Origin of the sequence: Brevibacillus halotolerans (genome assembly GCF_026891775.1) — a bacterium.
Taxonomy (GTDB): domain Bacteria; phylum Bacillota; class Bacilli; order Brevibacillales; family Brevibacillaceae; genus Brevibacillus_B; species Brevibacillus_B halotolerans.
On the sequence record NZ_JAPTNK010000001.1, the window covers coordinates 421100 to 433208 of the forward strand.

At 42.7% G+C, this 12109-nt stretch carries 12 protein-coding genes, 1 riboswitch and 1 other annotated feature; of the genes, 8 read left to right on the forward strand and 4 right to left on the reverse strand.

Features of this window, described 5'->3' with window-relative positions:
• Positions 1-10: 10 nt before the first annotated feature.
• Entirely contained in the window at positions 11-577 is a 567-nt protein-coding gene (locus O0550_RS01830; protein WP_003338964.1) for a Gx transporter family protein, read from the reverse strand.
• Entirely contained in the window at positions 561-947 is a 387-nt protein-coding gene (locus tag O0550_RS01835; RefSeq protein WP_003335047.1) for a NusG domain II-containing protein, read from the reverse strand. Before O0550_RS01835 ends, O0550_RS01830 begins: the two co-directional genes overlap by 17 nt.
• A gap of 254 nt (positions 948-1201) precedes the next feature.
• Between O0550_RS01835 and O0550_RS01840 the strand changes: the two genes are divergently transcribed.
• The 8 genes from O0550_RS01840 (at position 1202) to O0550_RS01875 (ending at position 9802) form a co-directional block, all read left to right on the forward strand.
• Entirely contained in the window at positions 1202-2254 is a 1053-nt protein-coding gene (locus tag O0550_RS01840; protein ID WP_258425533.1) for an FAD:protein FMN transferase, read from the forward strand.
• Between the two features lie 183 nt (positions 2255-2437).
• On the forward strand, positions 2438-3355 hold the full coding sequence (gene ytxC, locus O0550_RS01845) for a putative sporulation protein YtxC (RefSeq protein WP_096886547.1): 918 nt from the start codon (positions 2438-2440) through the stop codon (positions 3353-3355).
• A 10-nt stretch (positions 3356-3365) separates the two neighbouring features.
• Positions 3366-3609 (forward strand) — a binding site (T-box leader).
• A gap of 79 nt (positions 3610-3688) precedes the next feature.
• Positions 3689-5602: a threonine--tRNA ligase gene (gene thrS, locus O0550_RS01850; protein WP_022584098.1), complete on the forward strand. Its 1914-nt coding sequence runs from the start codon at positions 3689-3691 to the stop codon at positions 5600-5602.
• A gap of 345 nt (positions 5603-5947) precedes the next feature.
• Positions 5948-6457, forward strand: a complete 510-nt coding sequence (gene infC / locus O0550_RS01855; protein WP_003335043.1) for a translation initiation factor IF-3 — start codon at positions 5948-5950, stop codon at positions 6455-6457.
• Between the two features lie 24 nt (positions 6458-6481).
• Positions 6482-6679 carry a 50S ribosomal protein L35 gene (rpmI, locus tag O0550_RS01860; protein ID WP_003335042.1) on the forward strand — a complete coding sequence of 66 codons (198 nt, stop codon included), beginning with the start codon at positions 6482-6484 and terminating at the stop codon, positions 6677-6679.
• A gap of 101 nt (positions 6680-6780) precedes the next feature.
• Positions 6781-7140, forward strand: a complete 360-nt coding sequence (gene rplT / locus O0550_RS01865) for a 50S ribosomal protein L20 (protein ID WP_003335040.1) — start codon at positions 6781-6783, stop codon at positions 7138-7140.
• Between the two features lie 129 nt (positions 7141-7269).
• A riboswitch (SAM riboswitch) is annotated at positions 7270-7378 on the forward strand.
• 97 nt (positions 7379-7475) lie between these two features.
• Positions 7476-8639: a PLP-dependent transferase gene (locus tag O0550_RS01870; RefSeq protein ID WP_003335039.1), complete on the forward strand. Its 1164-nt coding sequence runs from the start codon at positions 7476-7478 to the stop codon at positions 8637-8639.
• Positions 8636-9802 carry an aminotransferase class I/II-fold pyridoxal phosphate-dependent enzyme gene (locus O0550_RS01875; protein WP_003338959.1) on the forward strand — a complete coding sequence of 389 codons (1167 nt, stop codon included), beginning with the start codon at positions 8636-8638 and terminating at the stop codon, positions 9800-9802. Before O0550_RS01870 ends, O0550_RS01875 begins: the two co-directional genes overlap by 4 nt.
• A 159-nt stretch (positions 9803-9961) precedes the next feature.
• On the opposite strand, the gene O0550_RS01880 is transcribed toward O0550_RS01875, so the two are convergent.
• Together O0550_RS01880 and O0550_RS01885 are read right to left on the reverse strand one after the other, a co-directional pair.
• Entirely contained in the window at positions 9962-10168 is a 207-nt protein-coding gene (locus tag O0550_RS01880; RefSeq protein ID WP_003335037.1) for a DUF3906 family protein, read from the reverse strand.
• A gap of 91 nt (positions 10169-10259) precedes the next feature.
• Complete coding sequence (locus O0550_RS01885) at positions 10260-11885, reverse strand: nitrite/sulfite reductase (RefSeq protein ID WP_258425534.1); 1626 nt, start codon at positions 11883-11885, stop codon at positions 10260-10262.
• Positions 11886-12109: the final 224 nt, after the last annotated feature.

Below are 12109 nucleotides of genomic sequence, written 5' to 3' on the forward strand. Positions count from 1 at the left end.
GTACTGATTCTTAGTCGACTGGAACGTAAGGCTGAAATAAAGCCATCTTGGATAAAGAACGAATTAAATAACGGACAGCAATACCAATAAATACTCCGGTAAGAATTCCTGTGATGAGTAAGGCTGGCAGATAATAAAATATTTTGCTTGTCTGAAAAATAAGTACAGCCGCAGTTAACTGCCCAATATTATGTGCCACCCCACCTAGAATACTAATCCCGATCAGGCTAAAGGATTTTCCGGTTAGCTTCATTAATCCGAACATAACGATGAAGCTAAATACAGCACCAAAAAAACTAAATAAAAAACTGGAGAACGTACCTAAAATCATGGCTGTTAACAGTGTTTTTAAGATGATCAGGGTAAAGGCGTCCTTACCAGATAAAAAATACAGGCAGGAAAGTACCATGATGTTAGCTAGTCCAAGCTTGGCCCCGGGCAACTGTAAGTTAATGGGGAGGGTTGATTCGATCAATCCAAGCACCACAGATACTGCAGCGAAGATGGCGATAATCACTGCTTTTTTTAATGCCTGTGATTGGGTATTTACCTGTGAAGAATTATTTGGCAAGGCCATCTACGTCAGCTCCTTCATCTGAAACGATTTCCACCAATACGCGATGAGGCAAGCAAACGATGGTTTGACTAGGATCAGTGATAAACCCGAAGGATAGGCAAACCTTATCATCACAATCAGCATCAACCATTTCTATGCCATAATCATGTATCTTCAGGATATTTTGGCCGTGCTCGGTATCAACCTTAATGGTTTGTTCTTCTTTGGTAAGTTCAATGGTTTTGTATAATTGGTTATTTACGGTAATCTTTGCTACTTTATGGACATTGTGCATTTTTTCACTTGAATCTGTACCAAACGAACGAGGCACAAGAAAAGCCAGGGCCACGACGAGCACAATGCCAATTAAAATAAAATCCGCTCGTTTCATGTTTTTGTCTCCTGTTATCATTTTTTCTCATTTTCTAAACATGCGGTGTCAATACGTATTATACACGATCTAAAATATGGAGGTGTGATACTCTTCCTTTCCAAAATATTATCCTAGTGGTATAATGCGCCACGTTCACTTTTGTCCGAAAGTCTACGTTTACAAGAGTGATTCTTTGGATAAGAGCGGGTAAAACTCCCGTAATGACCTTACTTTTGGCTCGAAACGGGAAAAGACAGCGGAGGACTGGCAACATGAAACCCAAATTTGCGCTTCTGTTTTTTTTACTATTCAGTCTCATCGTAAATGGCTGTGCCTCTAAACCTGATGAAGAAATTGTGAAAAATGCAATCCAACCACATTCTGAAAGCTTTTTTATTTATGACACGATTGTGACTGTACGTGTATATGATGACCAAGTGACAGACAAGCATTTTAAGGAACTGGAAGCCCGCATGAAAGAAATCGAATTCCATTTAAGCCGCACCTTGCAAGGCAGTGAGGTTTATCGAATCAATGAACAAGCGGGAAAACAAGCAGTTCCTGTATCTGAGGAGACGTATGGAGTCATCAAGAAAGCCGTGAAATTTGCAGAGCTATCAGAAGGAAAGTTTGATCCAGCGATCGGGCCATTAGTGAGTTTATGGAATATTGGGCAGGATAATGCTAAGGTACCTTCCGAGGAGAAGCTTAAAGAGGCATTACAGGTGATTGATTATCGTCAAATCGTCTTAGATGATGCGAAAAGAACGGTGTTTTTAAAACAGCCGGGCATGGCGATTGATCTAGGTGGAATAGGCAAAGGATATGCTGCTGACCAAATTGCTGCCTATTTAACAGAAAAAGGCTTTAACAGTGCCATTATTGATTTAGGTGGAAATATATTAGCATTGGGAAAGAAACCGGATGGAAAGGATTGGGTGATTGGGATTCAAGATCCTGATCGCAACCGTGGAAATCAATTAGGAAAATTGAAGGTTATCAATAAGACAGTGGTTACCTCAGGAATTTATGAACGTTATTTTGAAGAAAATGGTAAGCATTATCACCATATATTAAATCCAGCTACAGGATTTCCTGTGGACAATCATTTGTTTAGCGTTAGCGTTATCACGAATGAATCTGCCGATGCAGACGCATTGTCAACGACCGGTTTTGCATTAGGGCTTGAAAAAGGCATGTCATTTATGGAAAGCTTGCCCCATGTCGAGGCGATTTTTATTACAAAAGACAAAAATGTCTACATTACCAGCGGATTAAAAGGCAATTGGGAATTGACAAATGAACAGTATAAAATGGCTAATTAAATAAAGACTGAGATTTTCATGAGTCACAAAAATAAAATATTTGCAGTTTGCTAGCACCCTTTTTACTCGATAAAACCGTCAGATGAACGTAGCGTTCGTTTGATGGTTTTTCCAATGGTTTAAAAGTATATCGCCAAGGCTTGGGCATATACTGATTGTATAAACGGGTGGGGGGTGAACCACGTGCAAACAGTATCCGTATTCCTACAAACAACAAACCAACATTACATTGAGAGGTTCTGCCATATTCTCCAGAGCATGCAGGAGAAAATAGATACATCCCCTGTTCGCATTGAATGTCGAGTAGAGGAGCATGGATGTCATACGCAGTTTCGTTTTGTGAGTTGGTCACGGGAAGAGTATACCTGTGAGACCCTGGAATATATGGCTTCCTTTGTTGCTTTACTGGTTACTGAATGGACTGTGCAGGTTATAGAAGTAGAATTGTTGCGCACCTTTTTAAAACGAAAAGCAAAAGGAGCGTTTATTCATAAGTTTGACGAAATTTATCCTTATATTCAATTTGTATTCCATGAGTTAGACGAAGTACGGGAAAATATGAACCGATCTACGCGCAAGGCGGCCATTTACGAACAGGTATTCCGCTATCTGGATGAAGAACAGTACCTATATTTGGAAGGTTTTGTGAAATTCCGCTTGAAAAATTATCGTATCCTGTTGGACAAGGCCTTTGAAATGGGATTGCAGCAATATCAGCAGGATAAGGAATATCAGGAGTTTGTCGAATTACTGCGCTTTTTTGTATCGAAACAGGAGCATCGTTATCCGCTCGTTCATGTTGTGCTGCGGGAAACGCAAGAATTCATTATGTACGATCAAGACGATACTAAAATAGACCTAAGCCAATTAGATACCATTTTAGGGTTCAGACCGGATCGACAAGAGGATCATATCATGAGTGCATTAATTGCGCTTGCACCGGAAAAGATCGTTATACACGGGGTGGAAGATAGCAACGTTTTGATGCAAACGATGCGGGCTGTATTTGGAGATCGTGTATTAGCGTGTGTGAGTTGTGCTCATTGTTTAACGACTCCTGGAAATCTTGACTTCCAATTCTCCAGTCACTATAATACATAAGTAATAAGAGTCAAATACAGTGAGAAGGACAAGAATCTTGTTTTAGCGTTATAGAGAGGAGAGCCCCGGCTGAAAGCTCACCACGCAGCGAACAATGATTTACCACCTTCGAGTAGCAACTGGGAACGGCATTTAGCCTAGTATCGGTTAGCCGGTGTAAAAGCCGTTATCGTTTACGTAGAGGGATTTATCCATACTTTAGAGGATAAATCTGAACTAGGGTGGTACCACGAGAAATAGCGCTCGTCCCTTTTGGGATTGAGCGTTTTTTTATTTTTTCAAGCCTGAGATGACTCGGGTAAAAGATACACATACGGAAGGGAAGTTATGAAAATGGCGCAAGTAAAAGTAACTCTGCCAGACGGCTCTATTCGTGAATACGAAGCGGGCGTAACAATTGAAGATATTGCAGGGTCCATTAGCACCAGCTTGAAGAAAAAAGCGATAGCAGGCAAAGTAAATGGAAAAGTTGTAGATGTAACAACACCTATTCATGAAGATACAAACGTGGAAATCGTGACGCTAGATACAAAGGATGGCCTAGAGGTATACCGCCACAGTACAGCCCATTTGCTAGCTCAGGCAGTAAAGCGTGTATTTGGAAACGATGTGAAATTGGGGATTGGTCCTGTTATTGAAGACGGTTTTTACTACGACATGGATATCCCTGTTAGCTTAGCTCCTGAGGATTTAATCAAATTGGAAGCTGAAATGAACAAGATCATCAAGGAAAACTTGAAGATCGAGCGTAAAGAAGTAAGTCGTGAAGAAGCATTACGCATTTTTGGCGAATTAAATGATCATTTGAAGCTAGAATTGATTCGTGATTTACCAGAGGGTTCCGTCATTACAATGTATCATCAGGGTGAATTTTTTGACCTATGCCGTGGACCGCATTTGCCTTCCACTGGTGTAATCAAAGCGTTCAAATTGATGAGTGTAGCAGGAGCTTACTGGCGTGGCAACTCGGATAACCAAGTATTACAACGCGTATACGGTACAGCGTTCCCGAAAAAGGCAGAACTAGATGAACACTTGCACTTCTTAGAAGAAGCGAAGAAACGTGATCATCGTAAATTGGGAAAAGAACTAAGCTTGTACATGTTCTCTGAAGAAGCACCAGGTATGCCTTTCTATCTGCCAAATGGTATGACGATCCGCAACGAGCTAGAGCAATTCTCACGTCGTTTGCAGGACTTAGCTTTATACGAGGAAGTTCGTACACCATTCATGATGAACCAACGCTTATGGGAGCAATCTGGTCACTGGGATCACTACCATGAGAATATGTATTTCTCTGAAGTAGACAATACAACGTTTGCCCTTAAACCGATGAACTGTCCAGGGCACATGCTGATTTATAAAAACGAGATGCATTCTTATCGCGATCTACCGATTCGTTATTCCGAATTTGGGCAGGTACACCGTCATGAGTTCTCTGGGGCACTAAATGGTATGCTGCGTGTTCGTACGTTCTGTCAGGATGATGCACACGTATTCGTGCGTCCTGATCAAATCGAAGCAGAAATCAAAGGCATGATCCAACTTATTGATAGAATCTACAGCGTATTTGGCTTTAAATACAGTGTAGAGCTATCTACTCGTCCAGAGGATTCCATGGGTTCTGATGAGCTATGGGAAATTGCAGAGAACTCTCTGAAAAACGTATTGGATGAGCTAGGAATGGAATACGAAATCAATGAAGGCGATGGAGCATTCTATGGTCCTAAAATTGACTTCCAAATTACAGATGCTCTGAAACGCAGTCACCAATGCGGAACAATTCAGCTAGACTTCCAATTACCTGAGAAATTCGACCTAAGCTACATTGGTCAAGATAATGAAAAGCATCGTCCAGTTGTCCTGCACCGTGCTATGTATGGTTCACTAGACCGCTTTATCGGTATTCTAGTGGAGCACTATGGCGGAGCGTTCCCAACTTGGCTTGCACCAATCCAAGCGCGTTTGATGACAATTAACGAAGTGCATGTTCCTTATGCAGAGGAAGTGCGCAAGCAATTGCTCCAAGCAGGTATTCGTGTTGAACTGGATTCTCGCAATGAAAAAATTGGTTACAAAATCCGTGAAGCTCAAATGCAAAAAATCCCGTACATGCTGGTTATCGGGGAAAAAGAGATGGAAGAGGGAGCTTTATCCGTACGCAAACGTGGAGAAGGCGATCTAGGCAGCAAGCCAGTTGCTGAGGTGTTGGCTCATCTTCAAAACGAGATTTTAGAGAGAAAATAAGGTTCAAAGCTTGACAAACACCTAATTGTTATGTAAAATTACTGGGTGTGATAACTTCACATTTCGAGATTGAAGCAGAAGCGCCCAGCTTCTCACCTGAATCGACGTCTAGCTGGACAGTTGACGGGTCTAACGTATGCAAAGCCTCCGATTGATTCGTTGTTTTGCTAAAGGTGAGATTAAATGCGGGCGCTATAGCGTCCGCATTTTTATGTATGTGGCGGTTGATGATGATTGATCGCCACATGCTTATGAAAAGCTTTCAACTATGCAAGAACAGCTTTTCTATTATCCGTTTTTGCTCTCGAAAGACTATGGAGGTGGCAAATCATTAGCAAGGATCAAATGTTGGTAAATGAGGCGATTCGTGCTCGAGAAGTACGCTTAATTGGTGCTAACGGTGACCAACTAGGTGTAGTACCACTGAGAGAAGCATTACGTATTGCACAAGAATCTGATTTAGATCTTGTAAACGTAGCTCCTACAGCAAAACCTCCCGTTTGCCGTATCATGGACTTTGGTAAGTTCAAGTATGAGCAATCGAAAAAGGAGAAAGAAGCTCGCAAGAATCAAAAAATTGTTGAGCTGAAGGAAGTTCGTTTTTCCTCTAACATTGAGGAGCACGATTTCCAAACGAAACTTCGCAATGTGCTAAAGTTTCTGGGTGAAGAACACAAAGTGAAATGTACGATTCGTTTCCGCGGTCGTGAAATTACCCACTCTGAAATCGGACAACAGGTGCTGGAACGTGTAGCAGCCGCTTGTGAACAAGTAGCAACGGTTGAACGCAAACCAAAAATTGAAGGTCGTAGCATGATTATGATCTTAGCTCCAACTCCGAAATCGGAAAAATAGGATACGAGACAGGAGGATTTCCCAATGCCTAAAATGAAAACTCACAGTGGAGCAGCAAAACGCTTCAAAAAGACTGGTAGCGGTCGTTTGAAACGTGATTCTGCTTACACGAGCCATTTGTTTGCTAACAAGAGCACTAAAGCGAAGCGTCATCTTCGCAAAGGTGGAATGGTTTCTAAAGGAGACCAAAAACGCATTGAGCAAATGATCACTTACTTGTAAGATTCATTTCTGCTCATTTTCCGCAACGAAAAATTTTCTAGCATGAGCCCCATAAGCGTCTATAGAGAGACCGCCATGCTACAGATCAGGAGGAATTGATTATGCCAAGAGTAAAAGGTGGCATTGTGACACGTCGTCGTCATAAGAAAATCTTGAAATTAGCCAAAGGTTACTTTGGTTCTAAACACCGTCTGTTTAAATCCGCTAATGCACAAGTAATGAAGTCCCTGATGTACGCTTATCGTGACCGTCGTCAGAAAAAACGTGACTTCCGCAAATTGTGGATCACTCGTATCAATGCACAAGCTCGCATGAATGGTCTTTCTTACAGCCGTTTAATGCACGGTTTGAAACTAGCTGGTGTTGAAGTAAACCGCAAAATGTTGGCTGATCTAGCTGTTAACGATAAAGCAGCTTTCAACGACATTGCAGCAGTTGCTAAAAGCAAATTGAACGCGTAATACCGTTCTTTTAGAAAAAGGCTGTCGAATTTATTCGGCAGCCTTTTTTGATTGATGCGAAAGAAAACCACTTGACATCGTTTAAAGTGTCTGATAATTTTAGAATCAACACAAATTGAATAGCATGACTTCTTATCCAGAGAGGCGGAGGGACTGGCCCGTTGATGCCCGGCAACCACTTGTTTATTGCAAGATGGTGCTAATTCCTGCAGGACAATTTTGTTCTGAAAGATGAGAAGGTTTGCTTACGGATTTCTTTGCGTAGCCAAAGCCTTCTTTCATCGAAAGAGGGCTTTTTTGTTTGGAAATAAGGCGAGATAGAGGAGTGGAACAGGATGCATATTGACACACGTTTGGCACAAATCGGGGTAGGGAAAGACAAAACAACAGGATCGCTTAGCTTTCCGATCTATCATGCAACAGCTTACCGACATCCAGCATTGGGGGAAAGCACAGGTTTTGATTATACGCGGACGGCTAATCCGACGCGAGCGGTACTTGAGGAAGCAATCGCTAATCTAGAGGGAGGAGACGGTGGCTTTGCCTGCTCTTCCGGAATGGCAGCGATACAAACAATAGTAGGCTTATTCTCCTACGGCGACCATTTGGTTGTTTCGCTTGATCTATATGGCGGGACATATCGATTATTCGAGCAAATCATGAAACGATACGGTATAACCTGCACGTATGTTGATATGTGTCAGCCAGAGCTAGTGGAGGCTGCTATTACTAGTCAAACACGCGCTTTGTTCATCGAAACCCCTACCAATCCCCTTATGCAAATTACAGATTTGAAATGCATGATTGATATTGCCAAACGCTATCAATTGCTATCCATTGTTGACAATACATTTATGACCCCCTATTATCAGCGACCGTTGGAGTTAGGAGCAGATATCGTCTTTCATAGTGCTACGAAGTATTTAGCTGGACATAATGATGTGCTATCTGGCTTGATCGTGACGAAGGGTGCTGATCTGACCGAAAAGATCGGTTTCTTGCATAATTCTATAGGAGCAGTGCTTGGCCCGCAGGATTGCTGGTTGGTGATACGTGGATTAAAAACATTGGCATTACGCATGGAGCGTCATCAATCAAATGCTTTTGCTGTGGCTGCATTTTTGCAAACTCACCCAGCGGTGGCAGAAGTCTTTTACCCTGGATTACCTACTCATCCGGGATATGATAGTCAGACGAAACAAGCAAGTGGCTACAGTGGAATGGTTTCCTTTCGCATTAAGGAACAATCGATGGTCGCTATCTTTTTAGAGCAATTACGAGTGATTTCATTTGCAGAAAGCCTAGGCGGTGTAGAATCCTTATGCACCTATCCTGCAACACAGACACATGCCGATATACCAGTAGAAGTACGGGAGCATGTAGGAGTCTGCAACCGATTGTTGCGTCTATCAGTAGGAGTTGAACATCCAAAAGATTTGATCGCTGACCTAACCTTTGCTTTGGATAAATGTTTACAAATAGAGGAGTGTATCCGATGAACTTTGCAACCAAAATCCTTCATGGTGCGTGTGGAATAGATCGTGTAACGGGAGCTTCAAGCATCCCAATCTACCAAGCCTCTACTTTTCATCAACAAGATATTGATCAGCCTGGTACCTACGATTATGCAAGATCAGGGAACCCTACGCGGCAGGCGTTAGAAGAAACGATTGCCGCGTTAGAGGGGGGAGAACGGGGTTTTGCTTTTTCATCTGGAATGGCTGCCATTTCCAGCGTATTTCTTTTATTTTCAAGTGGCGATCACTTGGTAGTGGCCGAGGATGTCTATGGTGGGACGTTTCGCTTTTTAACAACCGTGCTTGAACGGATGCAAATTGGAGTGACCTTCGTGGATACAACTCAACTGTCTTTCGTGGAGGCAGCGATTCAACCAAATACGAGGGCCATATTTTTAGAAACACCCTCCAATCCGACATTAAAGGTGACTGATTTGCGTGGGGTGATTGCAATTGCTAAACGACACGGGCTTTTGACGATCGTGGACAATACTTTCTTGACTCCCTACTACCAGCGACCGCTGGAGTTAGGAGCTGATATTGTGTTGCATAGTGCGACCAAGTTTATCGGTGGTCACAGTGATGTGGTTGCAGGTCTGGCAGTGACAAAAACAAAGGAGCTAGGACAAAAATTATATGCGATTCAAAATGGATTTGGCGCCATTCTTGGCGTGCAGGATAGCTGGCTAGTGATGCGGGGCTTAAAAACCTTAAAGGCACGTTTGGATATTTCAACCCGAAATGCTGCCATTGTAGCAGACCATTTAGCAGAGCATCCTTTGGTCAAACATGTCTACTATACGGGTTTGCTGACTCATGCTGGCCACAAAATTCAAGAGAGCCAAGCAAATGGACACGGGGCTGTGCTTTCGTTTGACCTGGGAAGTCGAGCGCGGGTGAAGGCTTTATTTGAAAATGTGCAATATGCTCTCGTAGGAGTTAGCCTTGGCGGAGTGGAAAGTATTTTATCCTATCCAGCGCAGATGTCACATGCGGCGATGCCGAAAGTGGAGCGAGAAAAGCGTGGCATTACAGATGGATTAGTAAGGCTATCGCTTGGTGTAGAGGATGTAACGGATGTATTGGCAGACCTAGAGCGTGGCTTGAAGGCGGGGGAGAGCATAGAGGAGCAGGTGAATGTGTAGGATGAGTAAACGTAGTAAAAATTTCGGATTTATTGGAGTAAATAACCATTCTGTTTACTAAAAATAGGGTAAATCATGTATGAAAAAAAGCAATGAAAGCAAAAAGAAATCCAGCCTCTCTCTGACCTACTATCAGATGTAGCTGGATTTCTTTTTGTGCTAGGAAATAGCAAACACGTATCCTTTCCCTTTTTCTATATACTTTTTTTCAAGTAAGGTACTAGTTTTGATAGTGGGAGTTGGGTGGAATTGGCGCTTTGTAAGAGCATGAGCGGTGTGAAAGGCTGCTTCCTCCGTTTCCGCAATAACGGCAGCTACCAGATTTTTTTCCTCAGTTGTTACAATCTCGACATGATATAGATACATGATAGTCCCCTCTTTTCATACTTGCTGAGCTCAAATGAGGGTTCTAACAACACCCGCATTAGATGACTCTAGCTAATCAAACCAGTATTCTCTACACATTCACACTAGCAATAATCTGTGTAAAATGCTCCTGAATGTTAGCGACTCCGAACCTACGAGCGAACTGGTGAAACTTTTCTCCCGATTCACGGTTGGTTTTAAACAATTCCACTAGCTGAGCGATAACAGGAGCTACTCGATCAGCGACAACGCGTCCTTTTAAACGGCTGTTAAATTGGGCATCTGGACCAAGGCTGCCTCCGACGAAAAAATCATAGGCGTCCACTGTGCCTTCTGCCGTTTTAACCAAAGAACCCTGTAGTCCAATATCGGCTATCTGTTGCTGACCACACGAATTAGGGCATCCGATCATGTGGATTCTTATGGGGGTATCGATTTCCACATGTTCATCTAGCCAGTGAGCGATAGAAGCCATCCGCGCTTTTGTCTCAACGATTGCCAGATTGCAAAATTCATTGCCCGTACAGGAAACAGCGTGCCCAATAAATGTTCGTGGCGTCGGGGAATAACGAGTGAGTAAGGCTTCTGCAAGCAAGGAATCCAGATGTTCATCGGGAATGTTTGACAGGATGATATTTTGGGAATTGGTAGTCCGTATCGAGCCGTTTCCATAACGATCGGCTAAATCGGCCAGCTCAGCTAAATCCTCAGCAGTGAGTCGTCCTACAGGCAATAATAGTCCCACATAATGTAAGCCGGGCTGTTTTTGTTTATGGACACCAGTAAAGTAGCCTGCATTCCAGCCAACTGTCCGATCGTCTCCACGCTCTTCTAATGGCCCAGTCAATTCGAGTAATTTCTCAGTAAATTTTTCAGGACCCCAATCTGCCATTAAAAATTTAAGACGAGCCTGATGTCTCTTTTCGCGATAACCATAATCTCGAAAAATACGCGTCACAGCATCTGCCACCTTTACAACCTCTGTGGGCAAAACAAAGATAGGGAGCTGCTTTGCTAGATAAGGCTTAGCTGACAAACCGCCGCCTACCCAGACATGAAAGCCAATCTGTTCCTGACCATGTATGATTTTAGAGGCTGGCGTAAAGGCGAGATCATTTATCTCTGCATGGCCGGTATTATAGATATTTGCTGAAATGGATAATTTATATTTGCGTGGGAGGTTTGAGAATTCAGGATTTAATAAAAAATGCTCTTCCAGTTGTTGTACTAGGGGTTCGGTATCCATGAGTTCGTGAGGGTCAATACCTGAGAGTGGATTTCCGACAATTGTACGCGGAACATCTCCGCAAGCCTCATAAGAGAATAATCCTACATGCTCTAAGCGATCAAATATATCAGGGAGATCAGGTGTTGTCAGCCAATGAAACTGCACCGCCTGTCGGGTCGTGATATCTACTAGATTTCGCCCGTATTCCCGACTGATCTCTGCGAGAGCTCTTGCTTGATCTGCTCGTAAAATCCCTCCTGGAATTCGGACTCTCATCATAAAAAAACCGTTGCCTTTAGGTTTTTGCTCATAGATTCCTGCCCATTTAAAAAAGGCAAGATCGTCAGCGGAGAACGCTTGGTAGCCCTTTGAACCTAGTTGTCGAATCTTCTCGATAATATCCAAGCCGTCTCGTTCTAATTTGGTTAGTTCAAACGCATTTAATTTGCTCTTATCTGCTTCCCAAGGGCGAGATTGTTGATTGCTCATTTTCAATGATCCTCCCTTAATTCATATTGATTTTGTCGGAATACTTTGAACTGAGTATAACCGCTGGAAACAACGAGGTCAACGATAAAAAACGAAATAGTTTGAATTGACACAACAAAAAGAAATGACTATCATGTAGGGCAAAAGCTTCTAAATCCTACTTTTCAACTTGGTTTTAAGTCTCAGGAGCTTATCTATTCTTTGGTGAGTGTCTGAGCAATCTC

Bases quoted from the DNA above. Each gene is read 5' to 3' on its own strand.
- O0550_RS01830 (WP_003338964.1), bottom strand. From the start codon at position 577: ATGGCCTTGCCAAATAATTCTTCACAGGTAAATACCCAATCACAGGCA.
- O0550_RS01835 (WP_003335047.1), bottom strand. From the start codon at position 947: ATGAAACGAGCGGATTTTATTTTAATTGGCATTGTGCTCGTCGTGGCC.
- O0550_RS01840 (WP_258425533.1), top strand. From the start codon at position 1,202: ATGAAACCCAAATTTGCGCTTCTGTTTTTTTTACTATTCAGTCTCATC.
- thrS (WP_022584098.1), top strand. From the start codon at position 3,689: ATGGCGCAAGTAAAAGTAACTCTGCCAGACGGCTCTATTCGTGAATAC.
- infC (WP_003335043.1), top strand. From the start codon at position 5,948: ATGTTGGTAAATGAGGCGATTCGTGCTCGAGAAGTACGCTTAATTGGT.
- rpmI (WP_003335042.1), top strand. From the start codon at position 6,482: ATGCCTAAAATGAAAACTCACAGTGGAGCAGCAAAACGCTTCAAAAAG.
- rplT (WP_003335040.1), top strand. From the start codon at position 6,781: ATGCCAAGAGTAAAAGGTGGCATTGTGACACGTCGTCGTCATAAGAAA.
- O0550_RS01870 (WP_003335039.1), top strand. From the start codon at position 7,476: ATGCATATTGACACACGTTTGGCACAAATCGGGGTAGGGAAAGACAAA.
- O0550_RS01875 (WP_003338959.1), top strand. From the start codon at position 8,636: ATGAACTTTGCAACCAAAATCCTTCATGGTGCGTGTGGAATAGATCGT.
- O0550_RS01880 (WP_003335037.1), bottom strand. From the start codon at position 10,168: ATGTATCTATATCATGTCGAGATTGTAACAACTGAGGAAAAAAATCTG.
- O0550_RS01885 (WP_258425534.1), bottom strand. From the start codon at position 11,885: ATGAGCAATCAACAATCTCGCCCTTGGGAAGCAGATAAGAGCAAATTA.